29 protein-coding genes are annotated in these 17,736 nt (G+C 47.3%); 1 reads left to right on the top strand and 28 read right to left on the bottom strand.

The features are described 5' to 3' along the window. Nucleotides 1-20: 20 nt before the first annotated feature. From secY to rpsL, 27 genes are all read right to left on the bottom strand, one after another. Entirely contained in the window at nucleotides 21-1,343 is a 1,323-nt protein-coding gene (gene secY, locus C1710_RS04820) for a preprotein translocase subunit SecY (RefSeq protein WP_102280634.1), read from the bottom strand. Further along, nucleotides 1,344-1,781: a 50S ribosomal protein L15 gene (rplO, locus tag C1710_RS04815; protein WP_102280632.1), complete on the bottom strand. Its 438-nt coding sequence runs from the start codon at nucleotides 1,779-1,781 to the stop codon at nucleotides 1,344-1,346. 30 nt (nucleotides 1,782-1,811) lie between these two features. Continuing rightward, complete coding sequence (rpmD, locus tag C1710_RS04810; RefSeq protein WP_102280630.1) at nucleotides 1,812-1,994, bottom strand: 50S ribosomal protein L30; 183 nt, start codon at nucleotides 1,992-1,994, stop codon at nucleotides 1,812-1,814. A gap of 14 nt (nucleotides 1,995-2,008) precedes the next feature. Continuing rightward, nucleotides 2,009-2,515, bottom strand: coding sequence for a 30S ribosomal protein S5 (gene rpsE, locus C1710_RS04805; protein WP_102280628.1), 507 nt, complete (start codon nucleotides 2,513-2,515; stop codon nucleotides 2,009-2,011). A gap of 21 nt (nucleotides 2,516-2,536) precedes the next feature. Next, nucleotides 2,537-2,893: a 50S ribosomal protein L18 gene (gene rplR / locus C1710_RS04800; RefSeq protein WP_102280626.1), complete on the bottom strand. Its 357-nt coding sequence runs from the start codon at nucleotides 2,891-2,893 to the stop codon at nucleotides 2,537-2,539. A gap of 71 nt (nucleotides 2,894-2,964) precedes the next feature. Next, the gene (gene rplF / locus C1710_RS04795) at nucleotides 2,965-3,504 is read right to left on the bottom strand and encodes a 50S ribosomal protein L6 (protein WP_102280624.1); all 540 of its coding nucleotides are present in this window, start codon (nucleotides 3,502-3,504) and stop codon (nucleotides 2,965-2,967) included. Nucleotides 3,505-3,532: 28 nt separating this feature from the next. After that, on the bottom strand, nucleotides 3,533-3,931 hold the full coding sequence (gene rpsH, locus C1710_RS04790) for a 30S ribosomal protein S8 (protein WP_102280621.1): 399 nt from the start codon (nucleotides 3,929-3,931) through the stop codon (nucleotides 3,533-3,535). 32 nt (nucleotides 3,932-3,963) lie between these two features. Continuing rightward, complete coding sequence (locus C1710_RS04785) at nucleotides 3,964-4,149, bottom strand: type Z 30S ribosomal protein S14 (RefSeq protein ID WP_102280618.1); 186 nt, start codon at nucleotides 4,147-4,149, stop codon at nucleotides 3,964-3,966. A 19-nt stretch (nucleotides 4,150-4,168) separates the two neighbouring features. Further along, nucleotides 4,169-4,711, bottom strand: a complete 543-nt coding sequence (gene rplE / locus C1710_RS04780) for a 50S ribosomal protein L5 (protein WP_102280615.1) — start codon at nucleotides 4,709-4,711, stop codon at nucleotides 4,169-4,171. 29 nt (nucleotides 4,712-4,740) lie between these two features. Further along, nucleotides 4,741-5,049: a 50S ribosomal protein L24 gene (gene rplX / locus C1710_RS04775; protein ID WP_102280614.1), complete on the bottom strand. Its 309-nt coding sequence runs from the start codon at nucleotides 5,047-5,049 to the stop codon at nucleotides 4,741-4,743. Nucleotides 5,050-5,081: 32 nt separating this feature from the next. Continuing rightward, entirely contained in the window at nucleotides 5,082-5,450 is a 369-nt protein-coding gene (gene rplN, locus C1710_RS04770) for a 50S ribosomal protein L14 (RefSeq protein ID WP_102280612.1), read from the bottom strand. 58 nt (nucleotides 5,451-5,508) lie between these two features. Beyond that, on the bottom strand, nucleotides 5,509-5,775 hold the full coding sequence (gene rpsQ, locus C1710_RS04765) for a 30S ribosomal protein S17 (protein WP_102280610.1): 267 nt from the start codon (nucleotides 5,773-5,775) through the stop codon (nucleotides 5,509-5,511). A gap of 24 nt (nucleotides 5,776-5,799) precedes the next feature. Then, complete coding sequence (gene rpmC / locus C1710_RS04760; RefSeq protein WP_102280608.1) at nucleotides 5,800-6,006, bottom strand: 50S ribosomal protein L29; 207 nt, start codon at nucleotides 6,004-6,006, stop codon at nucleotides 5,800-5,802. After that, on the bottom strand, nucleotides 5,996-6,430 hold the full coding sequence (gene rplP, locus C1710_RS04755; protein WP_102280606.1) for a 50S ribosomal protein L16: 435 nt from the start codon (nucleotides 6,428-6,430) through the stop codon (nucleotides 5,996-5,998). Before rplP ends, rpmC begins: the two co-directional genes overlap by 11 nt. Before the next feature lie 3 nt (nucleotides 6,431-6,433). Next, entirely contained in the window at nucleotides 6,434-7,096 is a 663-nt protein-coding gene (gene rpsC / locus C1710_RS04750) for a 30S ribosomal protein S3 (protein WP_102280604.1), read from the bottom strand. Between the two features lie 12 nt (nucleotides 7,097-7,108). Next, nucleotides 7,109-7,456, bottom strand: a complete 348-nt coding sequence (gene rplV / locus C1710_RS04745; RefSeq protein ID WP_102280601.1) for a 50S ribosomal protein L22 — start codon at nucleotides 7,454-7,456, stop codon at nucleotides 7,109-7,111. 19 nt (nucleotides 7,457-7,475) lie between these two features. Continuing rightward, nucleotides 7,476-7,763 (bottom strand): 30S ribosomal protein S19, encoded by a 288-nt coding sequence (gene rpsS, locus C1710_RS04740; RefSeq protein WP_102280598.1) that lies wholly within the window; start codon nucleotides 7,761-7,763, stop codon nucleotides 7,476-7,478. 42 nt (nucleotides 7,764-7,805) lie between these two features. Further along, nucleotides 7,806-8,651 carry a 50S ribosomal protein L2 gene (gene rplB, locus C1710_RS04735; protein WP_102280595.1) on the bottom strand — a complete coding sequence of 282 codons (846 nt, stop codon included), beginning with the start codon at nucleotides 8,649-8,651 and terminating at the stop codon, nucleotides 7,806-7,808. Nucleotides 8,652-8,679: 28 nt separating this feature from the next. After that, complete coding sequence (gene rplW, locus C1710_RS04730; protein WP_102280593.1) at nucleotides 8,680-8,979, bottom strand: 50S ribosomal protein L23; 300 nt, start codon at nucleotides 8,977-8,979, stop codon at nucleotides 8,680-8,682. Further along, nucleotides 8,979-9,602 (bottom strand): 50S ribosomal protein L4, encoded by a 624-nt coding sequence (gene rplD / locus C1710_RS04725; protein WP_102280591.1) that lies wholly within the window; start codon nucleotides 9,600-9,602, stop codon nucleotides 8,979-8,981. Before rplD ends, rplW begins: the two co-directional genes overlap by 1 nt. A 17-nt stretch (nucleotides 9,603-9,619) precedes the next feature. Next, the gene (gene rplC / locus C1710_RS04720; RefSeq protein WP_102280588.1) at nucleotides 9,620-10,279 is read right to left on the bottom strand and encodes a 50S ribosomal protein L3; all 660 of its coding nucleotides are present in this window, start codon (nucleotides 10,277-10,279) and stop codon (nucleotides 9,620-9,622) included. 43 nt (nucleotides 10,280-10,322) lie between these two features. Beyond that, entirely contained in the window at nucleotides 10,323-10,631 is a 309-nt protein-coding gene (gene rpsJ / locus C1710_RS04715; protein WP_102280586.1) for a 30S ribosomal protein S10, read from the bottom strand. Between the two features lie 298 nt (nucleotides 10,632-10,929). After that, nucleotides 10,930-11,796 (bottom strand): IS3 family transposase, encoded by an 867-nt coding sequence (locus C1710_RS04710; RefSeq protein WP_235858006.1) that lies wholly within the window; start codon nucleotides 11,794-11,796, stop codon nucleotides 10,930-10,932. Nucleotides 11,797-11,825: 29 nt separating this feature from the next. Then, complete coding sequence (locus tag C1710_RS04705) at nucleotides 11,826-12,362, bottom strand: helix-turn-helix domain-containing protein (protein WP_102280582.1); 537 nt, start codon at nucleotides 12,360-12,362, stop codon at nucleotides 11,826-11,828. Nucleotides 12,363-12,452: 90 nt separating this feature from the next. After that, complete coding sequence (fusA, locus tag C1710_RS04700) at nucleotides 12,453-14,537, bottom strand: elongation factor G (protein ID WP_102280580.1); 2,085 nt, start codon at nucleotides 14,535-14,537, stop codon at nucleotides 12,453-12,455. Between the two features lie 121 nt (nucleotides 14,538-14,658). Beyond that, nucleotides 14,659-15,129, bottom strand: a complete 471-nt coding sequence (gene rpsG / locus C1710_RS04695; protein ID WP_102280578.1) for a 30S ribosomal protein S7 — start codon at nucleotides 15,127-15,129, stop codon at nucleotides 14,659-14,661. 15 nt (nucleotides 15,130-15,144) lie between these two features. Beyond that, on the bottom strand, nucleotides 15,145-15,564 hold the full coding sequence (gene rpsL / locus C1710_RS04690; RefSeq protein WP_102280575.1) for a 30S ribosomal protein S12: 420 nt from the start codon (nucleotides 15,562-15,564) through the stop codon (nucleotides 15,145-15,147). Nucleotides 15,565-15,822: 258 nt separating this feature from the next. Between rpsL and C1710_RS04685 the strand changes: the two genes are divergently transcribed. Further along, entirely contained in the window at nucleotides 15,823-16,509 is a 687-nt protein-coding gene (locus tag C1710_RS04685; RefSeq protein ID WP_180961305.1) for a prepilin peptidase, read from the top strand. 36 nt (nucleotides 16,510-16,545) lie between these two features. Here C1710_RS04685 and C1710_RS04680 read toward each other — a convergent pair whose 3' ends face one another. After that, nucleotides 16,546-17,727 carry a DUF998 domain-containing protein gene (locus C1710_RS04680; RefSeq protein ID WP_102280571.1) on the bottom strand — a complete coding sequence of 394 codons (1,182 nt, stop codon included), beginning with the start codon at nucleotides 17,725-17,727 and terminating at the stop codon, nucleotides 16,546-16,548. Between the last annotated feature and the right edge of the window lie 9 nt (nucleotides 17,728-17,736).

Below are 17,736 nucleotides of genomic sequence, written 5' to 3'. Positions count from 1 at the left end.
ACTCATTTACCAATTCCTCCTTAAGCTTCTGCATCTGGCTTTTGTCCATCACGGATAAAGCCGATATACTCACGCTTCATCGTTAATCCATTAATCTGCCGGTTAAGGTCGAGAGCGATTTGAACGATGATCAACAAGCTCGTCCCACCAAGACCAATAGACTGGCTGAGGTTCCAAACGATGCTGGCAACCAGTGGAATAAGTGAGATCAACCCTAAGAAGAGCGAGCCGACAGTGCTCAGACGCATCAACAGTCCGGAAACGTACTGTTGTGTTCCCCGGCCTGGCCAAATACCAGTAATGTAACTACCCTGCTTTTGTAGATTTTCAGCTAGTTTTTCGGGGTTAACCTGAACAAACGCGTAGAAGAAGGTAAAGACAACAATCAAGAAAGTATATAACGCGATTCCTGGACCAGATTGCATATTGAAAATTGTCGTCATGATCTGGTACCAAGTGTCGCCACCGTGTGATTGTTGGAATGCCATCAAAATGGTTTGTGGCGTTGAGATAAACGAACCCGCAAAGATGACCGGAATAACTCCGGACACATTGATTTTCAGTGGTAAGTAGGAGCTTGATGGTGCCGTCGTTGTCCGACGGGTATATTGAATTGGCAGCCGCCGCTCCGCCTGCTGAACCCAAGTAACAAAAGCCACAATGATCAGCAGCGCAATTACAACACAGGCAATAAAGCCAATTCCCATCCAAAGCTGACTACCATTTTCACCGGTAATCTGGTCATTCCATAGTTGAGTAATACCGCTTGGCATCTGGGCAATAATCCCAGCAAAAATCAACATAGATACACCATTACCGACCCCGCGCTCAGTGATCATGTCACCAAGCCAGGTGGCAAACATGGTCCCCGCTGTCAAGATCAAACCAATGGTCAAATAAGTCGTAATCGTCGGATGTTCGACCAACTTGATCGAACTTAACGTATTAAATCCGGCCGTGATTCCGATGGACTGAACAAACCCAAGAACAATCGTTAACCACCTGGTGGCTTGATTTAACTTCTGACGCCCAACTTCACCCTGCTTGCTCCATTCGACAAACTTGGGAACAATGTCCATCTGCAACAGTTGGACAACAATTTGCGCAGTGATATAAGGGGAAACCCCCATTGCAAATAATGAATAGTTTGATAATCCCCCACCACTGAAAGTGTTCAAAATTGACGCCAGCCCAGTCGACGAAATCTGTGTCAAGGCTGCAGCGTTCACACCAGGAACGGTGATCCACGCACCGATCCGGTAGACAATCAACACAAACAGGGTAAAGAGGATCTTTTTACGGATTTCCTTCACCCTGAAAGCATTTGTGATGGCAGTGAACAATTAAATCACCTCAGTTTTACCACCGGCAGCTTCGATAGCAGAAACTGCTGCGGCAGAAAACTTGTTGGCCTTAACAGTCAGCTTCTTGTTCAGCTTCCCGTTGCCAAGGATCTTCACACCATTCTTCAGATTTTTAACGATTCCGTTGTCAACCAGCGCCTTTGGCGTTACTTCAGCGCCATCGTCAAAGCTACGGTCGAGTGTAGCCAGGTTAACAATTGCGTATTCTTTACGGCTAATGTTAACAAAGCCACGCTTTGGCATTTGCCGGTAAAGTGGCATCTGGCCACCTTCAAAGCCCAGACGTGTCTTACCATGAGCCTTTTGCCCCTTGGTACCACGGCCAGAAGTGAAACCGTGACCTGATGAAAGACCACGACCACGACGCAGATGCTTGAAACGTGAGCCGGCAGCTGGCTTTAATTCGTTTAACTTCATTGTGTTCGGCACCTCCTTAATTCAAAGTGATTACTTAACTTCTTCGATTGAAAGCAAGTGGGCAATCTTAAAAATAGCGCCCCGGATAGCTGCGTTATCTGGCTTGATAACTGAACTACCAACGCGGCCAAGCCCCAGTGCCTTAACAATGGCACGTTGACGTGGTTCACGGTGGGCAACACTATGAACTAAAGTAATTTTAACTTGAGCCATAATTTATGTCCTCCTTATTCAGCCAGGTGTTCAGCGGAAACGCCACGCAGCGAAGCAACTTCATCAGCGCTCTTCAGCTGGCGCAAACCGTCAAATGTTGCACGAACAACGTTAACAGGAGTGTTTGAGCCAAGACGCTTTGCAGTCATATCGTCAATACCAGCTAATTCCATGACGTTACGAACCGCACCACCGGCGGTAACCCCAGAACCTTCAACGGCTGGCTTCAGCAGAATCTTGCCACCGCCCCAGTGACCAATTACTTCGTGTGGAATAGTAGTTCCAACAGTTGGGACAGTAATCAGGTTCTTTTGTGCAACTGCAGAAGCCTTCCGAATAGCTTCAGGAACTTCCTGAGCCTTACCAGTACCAAAACCAACGTGACCGTTCTTGTCGCCGACAACAACTAGTGCGGCGAAACGAAGACGACGACCACCCTTAACAACCTTGGTGATCCGGTTGATGGAAACAACTTGGTCTTCCAAGTCCAGTTTGGACGGGTCAATGTATGATGATGCCATTACGGGTTATTCCTCCTTCTTTTAGAATTGCAGTCCGTTTTCACGAGCGGCAGTTGCCAGTGCAGCAACCCGACCATGGTACAGGTAACCACCACGGTCAAAGACCACGTTCTTGATGTTCTTAGCAGCACCACGCTTGGCGATCAGTTCACCAACGCTAGCTGCTTGATCAGTCTTGGTCTTGCCACTAACTTCACTGTCGAGAGTTGAGGCACTTGCGAGCGTCACACCCTTTACGTCATCAATTAATTGAGCGTAAATGTTATTGTTTGAACGGTAAACACTTAAGCGCGGGCGCTCCGCAGTACCAGAGATCTTCCCACGAACGCGCATGTGACGGCGTTGGCGGAGTTTGTTCTTGTCTGGTTTAATAATCACAACAGTCACCTCTTGTTTCGATTTTATTATTTAATGTGATTTTTAAAATGAGAACTGGTAGTCCGAACAGATTACTTACCAGTCTTACCTTCCTTACGGATAATGTGTTCGTTCTCGTAACGAATACCCTTACCCTTGTATGGTTCTGGCTTACGAACGGCACGAACGTCAGCAGCAAAGTCACCAACGTGTTGCTTGCTCATCCCACTGATGACGATCGTAGTGTTCTTTTCAACCTTAACTTCAAGGTCTTCCGGAATAGCCATTTCAACCGGGTTGGAGTAACCAACAGTCAGTACAAGGGTCTTGCCCTTAACTTGTGAACGGTACCCAACACCGACCAGCTTCAAAGTCTTGGAGAAGCCCTTGACAACACCTTCAACCATGTTGTTGACGTTGGCACGGGTAGTACCGTGAACCATCTTTAGCTTCTTGTCGTCACTTGCTTCACGGTCAAACTTAACTTCACCGTCAGCAACCGTCATTGAAATGAGCGGTGAAATTTCGCGACTCAATGAACCCTTAGGGCCCTTAACAGTCACAACGTTGCCCTTTTGGGAAACTTCAACGCCTTCTGGCAGCTGGATTGCTTTGTAACCAATACGACTCATCGTTGCACCTCCTATCTTCGTTTATTAATTACCAAACGTAGGCGAGAACTTCGCCACCAATGTGCTTTTCGCGGGCAACCTTGTCAGATACAACCCCTTCAGAAGTTGAAATGACAGCAATACCCAAACCATTAAGCACCTTTGGGACATCGCCAGCCTTTACGTATGAACGAAGACCTGGCTTGGAGATACGCTTCAAACCGGAGATGACACGTTCGCCGTTCTTACCGTACTTCAAGAATACGCGAATGATGCCTTGCTTGTTATCGTCAACGTATTCAACGTCGCTGATAAACCCTTCAGCCTTCAGGGTTTCGGCGATGTCGCGCTTCATCTTAGATGCAGGTGCTTCGACAGATACGTGACGAGCCATGTTGGCGTTACGAATCCGAGTCAGGAAATCTGCAATTGGATCACTCATTGACATCGATCTTTTTCCTCCTTTTGTCGGTGATTGATTTACCAGCTAGCCTTCTTCATGCCAGGGATTTCTCCCTTGTGGGCAAGCTCGCGTAAGCAAAGCCGGCATAAGTGGAACTTACGGTAAACAGAGTGCGGACGTCCACAACGTTCACAACGAGTGTATTCTTGAGTTGAGAACTTAGCAGGGCGCTTGCTCTTAGCAATCAATGATTTTTTAGCCACTTTTGTGGAACCTCCTTTATTACTTAGCGAAAGGCATACCTAACTGAGCCAGCATTTCATGTGACTCTTCGTCAGTGTTAGCCGTAGTGACGATGACAACATCAAGACCACGAACGCGCTTAACGTTGTCGAAGTTAATTTCTGGGAAGATCAATTGTTCCTTGATACCCAGTGTGTAGTTACCGCGGCCGTCAAAGGCTTTGTTGCTGACACCGTGGAAGTCACGAACACGTGGGAGAGAAACGTTGATCAGCTTGTCTAAGAATTCATACATCCGAGTGCCACGAAGAGTAACCTTGGCACCGATAGCCATTCCTTCACGAAGACGGAAACCGGCAATCGACTTGTGAGCCTTAGTAATCAGTGGCTTTTGCCCAGCAATCAATCCGAGTTCTTCAACGGCTTCGTCAAGGTTCTTGGAGTTCGTGGTTGCGTCACCGACACCCATGTTCAGCACGATCTTTTCGAGCTTTGGTGCCTGCATGATTGATGAACAGTTGAACTTTTCAATCAGAGCGGGACGAACTTCATTTTCGTATTTCGCTTTCAAACGGTTTTCCATGATAAATAATTTCCTCCTTCCCTGATTGATTAGTCAACCGTCTTGCCAGACTTCTTGGCAAAACGAACCTTTTTACCATCTTCAACCTTAACGCCCAAACGAGTTGGTTCGTTAGTAGATGGGTCAATAAACATTACGTTGGAAGCATCGATGGCACCTTCAGTGTCAACGATCCCACCATTTGGGTTAGCACTAGTAGCTTTCTGGTGCTTCTTAATCTTGTTAACATCCGAAACAACAACGCGGTTAGACTTGGCAATAATCTGCTTGATAGTGCCTTCCTTGCCCTTGTCCTTACCAGCGATGACGCGGACCTTGTCACCTGTCTTTAGCAACATGAACGTTGCACCTCCTTATTTTTGTTGATCGATTACAGAACTTCTGGAGCCAGTGAGATGATCTTCATGAAGTCATCGTCACGCAGCTCACGCGCAATTGGTCCAAAAATACGGGTGCCCTTTGGGCTCTTGTCGTTGTTGATGATAACCGCAGCGTTTTCGTCAAACTTGATGTATGAACCATCTTGACGGTGCAGACCTTGTACAGTCCGAACAACAACTGCCTTTACAACATCACCCTTTTTGACAACGCCACCTGGTGTTGCCTGTTTAACAGTTGCAACGATGATGTCACCAATGTTACCAGTCTTAACACGGGAGCCGCCGAGGATCTTGATAACCAAGAGTTCACGGGCACCCGAGTTGTCAGCGACCTTCAGCCGACTTTCTTGTTGAATCACGGAAATTGTCCTCCTTCCATGGGAAATAAACTAAGAATACGATATCAGGATTGCCCTCTTACAGGACAACGGCCTTCTTAACGATCTTTACGAGACGGAAACGCTTCTTAGCTGACAGCGGGCGAGTTTCCATGATTTGAACAGTGTCGCCAACCTTAGCTTCGTTCTTTTCGTCGTGTGCGTAGTACTTTTTAGTGTACTTGATCTGCTTGCCGTAAACAGGAGCACTCTTGCTAGTGTTGATGGCTACAGTGATCGTCTTGTCCATCTTGTCAGATACGACACGGCCTTGGTAAACCTTGCGTGAATTACGTTCTTCACTCATGCGCTAATCCTCCTTTTCGTATTCTTATTTGTTTAATTCTTGTTGACGAAGAACAGTCTTCACCCGAGCGATATTCTTACGTACCGTCTTCAAGTTGGCGGTGTTCTCCAACTGGCCAGTTGCTAATTGGAAACGCAGGTTAAACAGTTGTTCTTTTAAATCCTTTTCACGGTCCAGCAGTTGGTCAGTGGTTAACCCATTCAGTTCCTTAACGTAGTCTTTAGTCTTCATGAGAATCTCCACCTACTTCCTCGCGTTTTACGATCTTGCAGCGAACTGGCATCTTGCTGCCGGCGAGCCGGAGTGCTTCGCGGGCAGTTTCTTCTGAGACGCCACCTACTTCGTATAAAATCTTGCCGCGCTTAACTGGTGCAACCCATCCTTCGGGAGCACCCTTACCGTTACCCATACGGGTACCAACACCCTTGCTAGTCCATGAAAGGTGAGGGAAGATCTTAATCCAAACCTTACCGCCACGCTTCAGGTAACGAGTGATGGCCACACGACCAGCTTCAATTTGATGGTTGCTGATCCAGTGAGAATCTAAGGCTTGCAAACCGTATTCACCGAAGGCAACGGTCTTGCCACCCTTAGCTTCCCCACGCATCTTACCGCGGAAAACCTTACGGTGCTTTACACGCTTTGGAATTAACATGTGTTATTTCCCTCCCTTGGATTCAGTGTGATGTGCCTTTTCTGGCAGGATTTCACCACGGTAAATCCAGGTCTTAATACCCAGAGCACCGTAAGTGGTCCGTGCTTCGTCCCAGGAGTAGTCAATATCAGCACGAAGGGTGTGCAGCGGCACAGTACCATCGGCATAAGTTTCAACCCGTGACATGTCGGCACCATTCAGACGACCGGCAACTTGGATCTTAACACCCTTAGCACCTGCACGCATTGCACGTTGCATTGCACCACGCATTGCCCGACGGAAAGCAATCCGTGCTTCCAGTTGTTCGGCAACGCTTTGACCAACCAGGTGTGCATCCAAGTCTGGCTTCTTGATTTCAACGACGTTGATGTGAACGCGCTTGCCAGTCATTTGGTTCAATTCTTTACGCAGTGCTTCAACTTCTGCACCGCCCTTGCCAATTACCATCCCAGGCTTGGCAGTGTGAATTGAAACGTTGACGCGGTTAGCGGCCCGTTCAATTTCGATGGTCGATACAGAGGCATCAGCAAGTCGCTTTTCAATGTACTTACGGATCCGCAGGTCTTCGTTCAGGTATGCGGCGTAGTTCTTATCTGCGTACCACTTAGCAGTCCAGTCGCGAATGACCCCAACACGGAAACCATTAGGATTAATCTTTTGACCCACTATTCATTCCTCCTACTTTTCTGTAACAACCACTGTGATGTGACTAGTCCGCTTGTTGATCGGGGAAGAAGATCCCTTCGCACGTGGACGGAACCGCTTCAGGGTTGGGCCTTCGTCAGCGAATGCTTCGGAAACGACCAGTGATGCACGGTCCAAGTCAAAGTTGTTTTCAGCGTTTGCAACAGCAGATTTTAAAACTTTTTCTACATCTGAAGCAGCACCATTAGGAGTGAACTTCAGAATTGCGAATGCTTCAGCAACCGTCTTGTTACGAATCAGGTCCAGGACAAGGCGAACCTTGCGTGGAGAGACCCGCACCATTTTGGCAGTTGCCTTAGCTGAAGTAATTGTTTCAGCCATGGTTAATTCATCCTCCTAATTATTGTGCGCCAGCAGCAGTTTTCTTGTCGACAGATCCATGACCATGGAACGTCCGGGTTGGAACGAATTCACCCAGCTTGTGGCCAACCATGTCTTCTTGAACGTAAACCGGGACGTGCTTACGACCGTTGTAAACGGCGAAAGTGTAACCGATGAAGCTCGGGAAGATAGTTGAACGACGTGACCAGGTCTTGATTACCGTCTTCTTGTCGTTGTCCTTTTGTGCTTCAACCTTCTTCAGCAGTGAAGCGTCGGCAAAAGGACCCTTTTTTAAACTCCGACTCATTAATGTTCCTCCTCTCGGGTAAGTTTAATTAAGATAGTTAATTTAGATATTACCGTGTGAGCCACGCTTGCGACCACGAACAATGAACTTGTTGGAACGAGCCTTGTGTGAACGAGTCTTCTTACCAACAGTCTTCTTGCCCCATGGTGACAATGGTGATGGCAGACCAACTGGTTGCTTACCTTCACCACCACCATGTGGGTGGTCGTTAGGGTTCATAACAGAACCACGAACGTGTGGACGCTGACCCTTGTAACGAGTCCGGCCGGCCTTACCAACCTGGATCAGGGTGTGTTCTTCATTGCCGACAGAACCAATCGTTGCACGGCAAGTGGAGAGAATCATCCGAACTTCACTGGATGAAAGACGTACCAAGCAGTACTTGTCTTCCTTACCCAGCAGCTGTGCTGAGGTACCAGCTGAACGTGCCAGCTGGCCACCCTTTCCTGGCTTCAGTTCGATATTGTGAATAACAGTCCCTACTGGAATGTCCTTCAACGGAGCGGCGTTACCAACCTTGATGTCAACGCCTGAACCTGATTCAACAACCATTCCCGGCTTCAGACCCTTCGGTGCCAAGATGTATGACTTAGTACCATCAGCGTAAACCAGTAAAGCAATGTTAGCAGTCCGGTTTGGATCGTATTCGATGGCCTTAACAGTTGCTGGGATACCGTCCTTAACACGCTTGAAGTCAATAATCCGGTATTGACGCTTGTTGCCACCACCACGGTGACGAACAGTGATAGTACCGTTGCTCCGGCCACCAGTGCTCTTCAGCGGTGAAAGCAGTGACTTTTCAGGCGCTTTCTTGGAAACGCCGGCAAAGTCATAGCCGTTCATGTTACGGCGACCGTTAGTGGTACCTTTGTACTTGCGAATTCCCACTGTCTTTTCCTCCTATCGTTAGATTTGATTATTCGTTATCGTCGCTGTCAGCGAATAACTTGATTTCATCAGAATCGGCCGACAGGGTTACAATGGCCTTCCGACGGCGCTTGGTGTAACCAACGTAACGGCCTTGGCGCTTTTGCTTGCCCTTGATGTTCATGATGTTAACCTTGACTACCTTAACGCCAAAGATTTCTTCAATAGCGTTCTTAACCTGAGTCTTGGTTGCGCTCAATGCAACATCAAAAGTGTAGCGCTTGTTGTCCATCATCGCAGTTGATGCTTCAGTCACAACCGGACGCAGAATAATTTCACGTGCTTCCATTATGCGAGCACCTCCTCAACTTGAGAGAGAGCTGACTTAGTGATGACCAGCTTGTCACTGTTTACCAGGTTCAAGATGTTCATTTGAGCCGGAGTAACAACAGTTGCGCTTGCCAGGTTGCGGCCAGACAAAACAGCATTCTTGTCGTCGTCAGTAACAACAACCAGAACCTTGTTGCCCGCCTTCAGGCTGTCCATTGCAGCTGCAAATTCCTTAGTCTTTGGAGCGTCAAAGCTAAGTGAATCAACAGCAACCAGTGCCTTGTTGGCAACCTTTTCGGACAGAGCTGACTTAACAGCCAGTTGACGAACCTTACGTGGCAGTGCGTAGTTGTATGACCGTGGCTGAGGACCAAAGACGATCCCACCACCACGCCATTGTGGTTCACGGATCGAACCAGCACGGGCACGGCCAGTACCCTTCTGGCGCCATGGCTTCTTACCGCCACCGCTAACTGCTGAACGGTTCTTAACAGCGTGAGTACCCTGACGCATTGAAGCGCGTTGACGAATAATTGCTTCGTACATTGCGTTTTCGTTTGGTTCAATACCGAAGATTGCAGCGTTCAGTTCAACTTCACCGTTTTGGCTACCATCTTGCTTAAATAATGCAACGCTTGTCATTGCTTGCTCCTCCTTTCTTACTTATTGTGTTTCTTGCTAAGGCTCTTCTTGGTATTAGCCTTAACTGAATTCATTACAGTAACGTATGACTTGTTAGCACCAGGAACGTTCCCCTTGATCAGCAGGGCGTTGTTTTCAACATCCACGCGGATAACTTCCAAGTGTTGCATAGTAACAGTGTTGTTACCCATGCGGCTTGGCAACTTCATACCCTTGACAACGTGGTTGATGATTGGGCCCAGCGAACCTGGACGACGGTGGTAACGTGAACCGTGTGATTCAGGACCACGACGTTGGCCATCCTTGTGGATAACACCTTGGTAACCATGACCCTTAGTGACACCCGTTACATCGACGGTTTCACCTTCAGTAAAGATATCAGCCTTTACTTCGTCACCGACTTTGACGTCTCCCAGTTCAGCGTCACGGATTTCACCGATGAAGCGCTTAGGAGTCGTATTTGCTTTTGCTACATGACCTTGTTCAGGCTTGTTGCTCAGGTGTTCGCGCTTGTCATCAAAACCAAGCTGTACCGCGTTGTAACCATCGTTTTCAGTGGTCTTAACTTGCAGAACAACGTTTGGCGTTACTTCAATGACAGTAACTGGGACCAGCTCACCATTATCAGTGAAAACCTGAGTCATCCCGATCTTCTTTCCTAAGATTCCTTTGGCCATGAGTACACCTCCAATATATTGTTTTTATTCTTAATTACTTAAATTACAGTTTGATTTCGATGTCGACACCACTTGGCAGGTCAAGCTTCATCAATGCGTCAACCGTCTTTGGGGTTGGGTCAATGATGTCGATCAACCGCTTGTGAGTCCGCATTTCGAATTGTTCCCGTGACTTCTTGAACTTGTGTGGTGAACGAAGCACCGTGTAAATAGTCCGTTCAGTTGGTAACGGGATTGGGCCTGAAATCTGTGCACCAGTCCGCTTGGCGGTTTCAACAATCTTGTCTGCTGATTCGTCAAGGATCCGGTGTTCATAAGCCTTTAAACGAATACGAATCTTTTGATTTGCCATTGTATTCCCTCCTTCGTCAGATTTGGAATTTGACTAGCTCCGCGAAAATTACCGCCACACCCTGTGGCAAAGCGGCCGGGTGTGTCGCAACCTTCCGCATCATCGCGTAACAGCTTCAGCCAAACGAGGGCCGTACTCGCCCCTTATTTAACTCAAGCACCTAACTATCTTACTAAACAAACGCCGGTAATACAAGTTTTTTCTTGCCTTTTTTGATTTGTAAACAAAGTGTAACATTATTGAACTAAAAAACACCCCGCATGAAGTGCAACAAAAAAGTTAGACAAAGTTGAGAAAATTAGACTGATAAGGTATGCGTCCGGTATTCAACCGGGCTCATACCTTTTGTTTTTAAAGAGATTCGGTGGTAGTTGTAGAAGTGAAGGTAGTCTTGGGAGATGGCCTTCAGTTCTTCCAATGAATGGCATGGTGGATAACCATGCAATAATTCTGTCTTGTAAATATGAAAGAAGCTCTCGATTGGCGCATTATCCAAGCAGTTTCCCTTACGGGACATGCTTTGGATAAACTGGTGGCCCTTGAGCTTTTCAACGTAGTAAGGGAGCTGGTAATGCCAGCCTTGATCAGAGTGGATAACAGGCTTCGCATTGGCTGGTAGTTTAGTTAATAATTCGTTGAGCGTGGCGGTAATCAAGCCCCGGTCCGGATGATAACTCATTTGGAAGGCCAGGTTCTCTTTGGTAGCTTCATCGGTAATCGCGGAAATATAGGCCCAGTGTTGGTCTGCTAAGCGAACTTGCGTCACGTCAGTGTGGAGGACTTGGTAAGGTTTTTTCGCGTCAAAACTTTGGTTGAGATAATTTGGGGCAATCTTACCAACAGTACCAGCATACGAGGAATAACCGCCGTTGCGGTGTCGGTTATATAGTTTCACCTGGACTTTAAGCTCCTTCATCAGCTTAATGATGGTTGCATCAGCGAGGTGAATTCCTTCATCTTCCAGCAAGGCGCTTATGCGCCGATAGCCATAGGTAAACTGATCACGGACCTTTCCTTGATTGGCGAGCTTTTGGATTAATTGCTTAACGTATTCGTACTTATCCTGGTGATTAGCAATCCGTTTACGCTCGTCATAGTAAGTAGCACGCGGAAGATTCAATACTTGAAGGAGCTCACTGACAGCATAACGGTCCCATTTGGGAATTGCCTTTTGATCAGCCCTAATTTGATCGATTATTTCCGTTTTTTGACGGGCTTTAAGCGACCAAACAGGGCGATAGATTTTTTTGTGACGTCACGCTCCAGCTTGAGATCATGGTTCTCTTTCTTGAGTTGACTGACCTCCTCACGGAGCCGTTCAAGTTCACTTTGATCTTTAAGATGACGTAAATGTTTTTTAGATGATTTAATGCCCATTTTGGGTGGCCGTCCTTTCCGTCGTGGTTGGAGGCCAGCCAACCCCTCCTGGTCAAAAGCCTTGCCCCAGGCGGAGATCTGACACGCGTTAACGTCAAACTTAGCCGCAACCTCGATCATCGACATTTCATGAGTATGATAATAGTCTATCACGGTCAGTTTGAATTTAGCGGTAAAGGAACGTCTAGTCCGCCGCGGTTTAAGGGTATTAACTCCAGATAACTTAAATCTTTGAACCCACTTTCTAATCTCACTAGCAGAAAGACCATACTGGCGACTTAATTCCACGGAAGATTGGCCATCAAGATATTTTTGGACAATCTCAGCTTTCAGTGTTGGTGAATATTTAGTCAAAAAAAGTACCTCACAATCGTTAGATGATTTTGTCTAACAATTATGGGGCACTTCAGCAGGATGCGAGGTGTTTTCGTTTTGTTAGTAAAACTAGTTGTTACCGTTCTTCTTGATGATGTCTTCTTGCACTGACTTCGGCACAGCTGAGTAGTGGTCAAAGGTCATCGTGAAAGTCCCACGACCCTGGGTTGCAGAACGAAGAGCGGTTGCGTAACCAAACATTTCTGACAGCGGAACGAATGAGTGAAGCACTTGTGCATTCCCACGTTCTTCCATCCCGTCGATGTTACCACGACGAGCGGTTACTTGACCCATAACGTCACCCATGTTGTCAGAAGGAACAACGATGTCAACCTTCATGATTGGTTCCAGGATAACCGGGTCAGCCTTCTTAGCAGCATTCTTCAGCGCCAGTGATGCGGCAACCTTGAAGGCTGCTTCACTAGAGTCGACTTCGTGGTAGCTACCATCGTAAAGCTTAGCGTGCATGTCAACCAGCGGGTAGCCAGCCAGCACACCATTAGCCATGGCTTCCTTCAGCCCCTGTTCAACGGCTGGAATAAATTCACGTGGAACAACACCACCAACAATGGCGTCTTCGAATTCGAAGCCCTTGCCTTCTTCAAGTGGAGTGAATTCAATCCAAACATCACCGTATTGACCCTTACCACCAGACTGACGAACGAACTTACCTTGTGCAGAAACCTTCTTAGTAAATGCTTCACGGTAAGATACCTGTGGCTTACCAACAGTAACTTCGGCGTTAAATTCACGACGAAGACGTTCAACAATGATGTCAAGGTGAAGTTCACCCATCCCGGCGATCAGAGTTTCACCAGTTTCTGGGTTTGTTTCAGCCTTGAAGGTTGGATCTTCTTCAGCGAGCTTTTGCAGACCCTTGTCCATCTTATCCTGGTCAGCCTTTGACTTTGGTTCAACAGAAACCTGGATAACTGGGTCAGGGAAGTCCATTGATTCAAGCTGCAGTGGGTGGTCAGGATCAGTCAGCGAGTCACCAGTAGTCGTGTTCTTCAGACCGATACATGCAGCAATGTCACCAGAGAAGACTTCCGGAATTTCGTGTTGCTGGTTAGAGTGCATTTGCAGCAGACGACCAATCCGTTCACGCTTGTCCTTGGTTGCGTTCAGCACGTAAGTACCAGATTGCAGCGAACCAGTGTAAACCCGGATGAAAGTCAGCCGACCAACGAATGGGTCAGTAGCGATCTTGAAGGCCAAAGCAGCAAATGGCTTGTTATCACCGGCAGTCAGTTCTACTTCGTTGCCATCAGCGTCGTGAGCAACGAACGGCTTAACATCAAGTGGGGATGGCAGGTAGTCGATAACGGCGTCCAACAGCATCTGAATACCCTTATCCTTGTAAGCTGAACCAGCCATTACAGGGAAGATCTGTTCACTCAGCGTTCCCTTACGGATAGCAGCCTTGATGTCATCAACGGAGATTTCTTCTTCACCAAGGTACTTTTCCATAATGTTGTCATCGATGTCTGCCAGAGTTTCCAGCATTGCATCATGACGCTTTTCAGCTTCATCCTTCATGTCGGCCGGGATGTCAACAGTATCCCAGTTAGTACCCAGCTTGTCTTCGTCGTAAACGTAAGCACACATCTTAACCAGGTCAACAACCCCAACGAAGCTGTCTTCAGCACCAATCGTCATTTGGATTGGCAACGGTGTAACGTTCAGACGGTCCTTGATTGTTTGAACAGAGTAATCAAAGTTCGCACCAATCTTGTCCATCTTGTTAGCGAAGACGATCCGCGGAACGTTAAAGTCGTCAGCCTGACGCCAAACAGTTTCAGTCTGTGGTTCAACCCCAGCCTGGGCGTCCAGAACCGTTACGGCACCGTCAAGAACACGGAGAGCACGTTCAACTTCGACAGTAAAGTCCACGTGGCCAGGGGTGTCAATGATATTGATCCGGTTATCCTTCCAAACGGCAGTCGTTGCGGCAGACGTGATAGTAATACCACGTTCCTTTTCTTCATCCATCCAGTCCATTTGTGAAGCACCGTCGTGGGTTTCACCGATCTTGTGGATCTTACCAGTGTAGTAAAGAATCCGTTCAGTTGCGGTCGTTTTACCGGCGTCGATGTGGGCCATGATCCCGATGTTACGTGTTTTTTCCAGCGGGTATTCACGTTTGTTAGCCATCTTAAATGTTTCTCCTTCCAAAAAAGGTAATTTTACTTATATCTGCAAAAAGGGGTGACAGTTATCGCTGTACGCCCCCCCTTGAATACTGATCAGGCGCAGAGGCACCCGTCAATGTTAATTACCAACGGTAGTGTGCAAAAGCACGGTTAGCGTCGGCCATGCGGTGAGTGTCTTCCTTCTTCTTAACAGCTGCACCGGTGTTGTTTGATGCGTCAATAATTTCACCAGCCAGGCGTTGAACCATCGTGTGTTCACCGCGCAGGCGTGCGTATTGAACAATCCAACGCATCCCCAGAGTTACACGACGTTCTGGGCGAACTTCGATCGGCACTTGGTAGTTAGAACCACCAACACGGCGGGCCTTAACTTCCAGCACTGGTTCAACATTTTCCATTGCTTGTTCAAATACTTCTACCGGATCATTGCCAGTTTGTTCCTTAACCTGGTCAAAGGCAGCGTAGAGAATCTTAGAAGCAGTTCCGCGCTTACCGTCGATCATCAGGTGGTTGATCAGGCTAGTAACCAGCTTTGAGTTGTAAATTGGATCTGGTAGTACTTCTGGCTTTACAACATGTCCTTTACGTGGCATTACTTAACCCTCCTCTTACTTCTTGCTCTTCGGCTTCTTAGCACCGTACTTGGAACGGCTCTGCATCCGGCCTTCAACACCGGCAGTATCGAGCGTCCCACGAATGATGTGGTAACGAACCCCAGGAAGGTCCTTTACACGGCCACCACGGATCAGAACAACTGAGTGTTCCTGCAGGTTGTGACCAATACCTGGGATGTAAGCCGTAACTTCAATCAGGTTTGACAGACGTACACGGGCGTACTTCCGCAGAGCTGAGTTAGGCTTCTTTGGCGTCATCGTCGCAACACGGGTAGCAACGCCCCGCTTTTGCGGTGATGGGTTCTTAACTAATTCCTTCTTGTAACTGTTGTAGCCGAAGCCCAATGCCGGTGACTTTGACTTGCCACGGTGAGACTTACGACCCTTGCGAACCAATTGGTTAATTGTTGGCATGAGTTTTTCCCCTTCCATTTTTAAAGTCCACACATCCAGGTGGTTCTTTTTTTGCCAATAAAAAAGTGCCGGATGTTATGCAATTTCGTGCTTCGCCAGCAGTTAATCTGCCGAACGACAGACACGCTTCGCTTAAAAAAAGCACCTTTAATACATTATCACGCTGGCTAGACGATGTCAACGTTACTCCCCAAGAAGTTTTCCAAAACCACGAACAGTGTTCTTTAACGTACTTACTTGTTGAGGAGGATCCGGCGATTGCTATTACTTTACCACTCATTCTTATTTGCAGCTGGCAGCTGCTACGCTTCGTTTCTGATTACCATAGGCCAACGCTGGGCAGGACTGCCGTGTACTGGGCACCGTTCACAATGTCCGGTTTGTAAAAAAATTCTTCGGTGGTGGCAACTAATTCCGATATTGGGTTGGCTTTTCCAACTTGGGCGATGCCGCAACTGTAATTCGCCGATTGGTATCTTGTCAACGGCCAGTGAATTATTGTGCGGCACCTGTTTTGTGACTGCTGCCAGCCTTTCACTAACATCTTTGATTCTAATGCTAATTACGAGTTCCTGTCTGTTAATCATGACTGCAACGGACTGGCAAGCTAGGTGGATTCACCCCGCCTTAATTACTGGACTTTTTCCTCTTGCCTACTTCTTTTGCCCCACTGCTGACCAGCTATCACTGATAGTTACTGGCGGAATAGCTTTTCCCCTCGTATTAGCGGTGATTACCCGCTATCTAGGAGCTGGCGATGCTGAATTTATTATCGTCCTTTTTGCTGTAGCTGGGCCATTCAATGGATCTGCAGTGTTATTAGTCGCCTGCTTGGCACTCCTCTTGTCCACGCTGGTGTATCATCAACGAAAAGTTCCCTTCATCCCCTGGCTTTCCTTGGGAATTGCCGTGGTGTGGTTAGCGAACTGGGGCCTTTTCAACTAAAAAGCCACTATCCAAGAACGGATAGCAGCTTAATGATTAGTCATTGTTTTTCTGTTTTTCAGTCGTCTGGACTTCGATCTCAACTGGAAAGATCTGTTCACCCAGTTCCGTCAACGCTTCGATGTTTTGCAAAAGCAGGAGGATCCAGGAAAAGGCCAGGGCAAACGATGATAGTTCAAAAGCAGTCAATGACAAGTAGTTAGTAATCTTAAAGATCAGGTAATCTGCTGCCAAGATTGCTCCGATAATGTAGGATAAGTGACGAAATGACCGTGAGCATTCTGGCAATAGTCGGCCAATAAAAACAATCATGATTAGCATGAAATAAACCAACCACATTGCAATCCGGTCATGAAGAACGTGAAATTGGGGGTTGTTAGGGAAAAGCCCAATTCCGCCCAACGTTAGTGACAAGGCGTAAAGCAACAACTTTAAAAACAGCACACCGACCTGTTGATACTTTCGCTGTAGGTCAACAAACAAGTAATCAATCAACGCCATCATCAGCAACGCCGAGAAAATTAACGTGACGTTAAACTCCATATTGGCAGCGCTTTTTTGCGTTCCCAGAAAGCTAAAATTGTACTTCCACCAGTCCTTGTGGTCATTGGTCATCATAGACCCAACTACCCCACCGATGACCATAATCGTCATTAAATTGGTAACAATCACTGGCGAGATTGTCATTGCCAAGTTAATCATCAGGTAGTTAACCGCGGCGTTAATCAAGAACACAAAGACGGTGGACGTGTAGATATCAAAAGCCGCCCCGTTAAACATCCGGTCCAATAGCCAAAAACTCATCACAAACCAAATTGCCAGGATCATTCCGATGGCAATTACCAATGGAATTAACGCCCGCCAGCGAAAGTCCTTAGCGGCTCCGTGGTTATGAATTTTCTGCCTAATGAAATCCCACCCAAAGGTAAGGACTCCCGAGGTGATGCTGAGGACACTTGCGTAAGTGGCAATCGACCACTGCCCGTTGAGGGGGATCAGCAGCTGCCCACGGTCATAGCAGTAGGCAAAAAAGAGGAGAGCACACAATGCGGCCGGAATCAAAAACCAGTGTAGTTTAATTTCTGGCAAGACATCAATTAACCGGCTAGGGCGCACATCGATCACGTTGTGGCGAATAGTCATTGATAGCGGTGTTTGCTCATCAAAATCTAAGTGCTTGCGCGCTTCCAGGGGAATAACGATTTTTGTTTTTTTCATACTGATACT

The sequence above is a fragment of the [Lactobacillus] timonensis genome (genome assembly GCF_900240275.1).
GTDB classification, from domain to species: domain Bacteria; phylum Bacillota; class Bacilli; order Lactobacillales; family Lactobacillaceae; genus Limosilactobacillus; species Limosilactobacillus timonensis.
Note: the sequence above shows the minus strand (reverse complement) of the source record. Positions and strands in the feature narration are given on the sequence as shown.

What these genes read in the sequence shown, in the direction of transcription:
- rpsH (WP_102280621.1), bottom strand. Translation starts at nt 3,931, where the DNA reads ATGTCAATGAGTGATCCAATTGCAGATTTCCTGACTCGGATTCGTAAC.
- rplE (WP_102280615.1), bottom strand. Translation starts at nt 4,711, where the DNA reads ATGGAAAACCGTTTGAAAGCGAAATACGAAAATGAAGTTCGTCCCGCT.
- rplP (WP_102280606.1), bottom strand. Translation starts at nt 6,430, where the DNA reads ATGTTAATTCCAAAGCGTGTAAAGCACCGTAAGGTTTTCCGCGGTAAG.
- rpsE (WP_102280628.1), bottom strand. Translation starts at nt 2,515, where the DNA reads ATGGCATCATCATACATTGACCCGTCCAAACTGGACTTGGAAGACCAA.
- fusA (WP_102280580.1), bottom strand. Translation starts at nt 14,537, where the DNA reads ATGGCTAACAAACGTGAATACCCGCTGGAAAAAACACGTAACATCGGG.
- rpmC (WP_102280608.1), bottom strand. Translation starts at nt 6,006, where the DNA reads ATGAAGACTAAAGACTACGTTAAGGAACTGAATGGGTTAACCACTGAC.
- rplX (WP_102280614.1), bottom strand. Translation starts at nt 5,049, where the DNA reads ATGTTGCTAAAGACAGGTGACAAGGTCCGCGTCATCGCTGGTAAGGAC.
- rplC (WP_102280588.1), bottom strand. Translation starts at nt 10,279, where the DNA reads ATGGCCAAAGGAATCTTAGGAAAGAAGATCGGGATGACTCAGGTTTTC.
- rpsQ (WP_102280610.1), bottom strand. Translation starts at nt 5,775, where the DNA reads ATGAGTGAAGAACGTAATTCACGCAAGGTTTACCAAGGCCGTGTCGTA.
- rpsJ (WP_102280586.1), bottom strand. Translation starts at nt 10,631, where the DNA reads ATGGCAAATCAAAAGATTCGTATTCGTTTAAAGGCTTATGAACACCGG.
- rplW (WP_102280593.1), bottom strand. Translation starts at nt 8,979, where the DNA reads ATGGAAGCACGTGAAATTATTCTGCGTCCGGTTGTGACTGAAGCATCA.
- rpmD (WP_102280630.1), bottom strand. Translation starts at nt 1,994, where the DNA reads ATGGCTCAAGTTAAAATTACTTTAGTTCATAGTGTTGCCCACCGTGAA.
- C1710_RS04680 (WP_102280571.1), bottom strand. Translation starts at nt 17,727, where the DNA reads ATGAAAAAAACAAAAATCGTTATTCCCCTGGAAGCGCGCAAGCACTTA.
- rplD (WP_102280591.1), bottom strand. Translation starts at nt 9,602, where the DNA reads ATGACAAGCGTTGCATTATTTAAGCAAGATGGTAGCCAAAACGGTGAA.
- rplF (WP_102280624.1), bottom strand. Translation starts at nt 3,504, where the DNA reads ATGAGTCGTATTGGTTACAAAGCAATCCAGCTGCCAGAAGGCGTTGAA.
- rpsG (WP_102280578.1), bottom strand. Translation starts at nt 15,129, where the DNA reads ATGCCACGTAAAGGACATGTTGTAAAGCCAGAAGTACTACCAGATCCA.
- rplO (WP_102280632.1), bottom strand. Translation starts at nt 1,781, where the DNA reads ATGAAGTTAAACGAATTAAAGCCAGCTGCCGGCTCACGTTTCAAGCAT.
- rpsL (WP_102280575.1), bottom strand. Translation starts at nt 15,564, where the DNA reads ATGCCAACAATTAACCAATTGGTTCGCAAGGGTCGTAAGTCTCACCGT.
- rplV (WP_102280601.1), bottom strand. Translation starts at nt 7,456, where the DNA reads ATGGCTGAAACAATTACTTCAGCTAAGGCAACTGCCAAAATGGTGCGG.
- rpsS (WP_102280598.1), bottom strand. Translation starts at nt 7,763, where the DNA reads ATGAGTCGGAGTTTAAAAAAGGGTCCTTTTGCCGACGCTTCACTGCTG.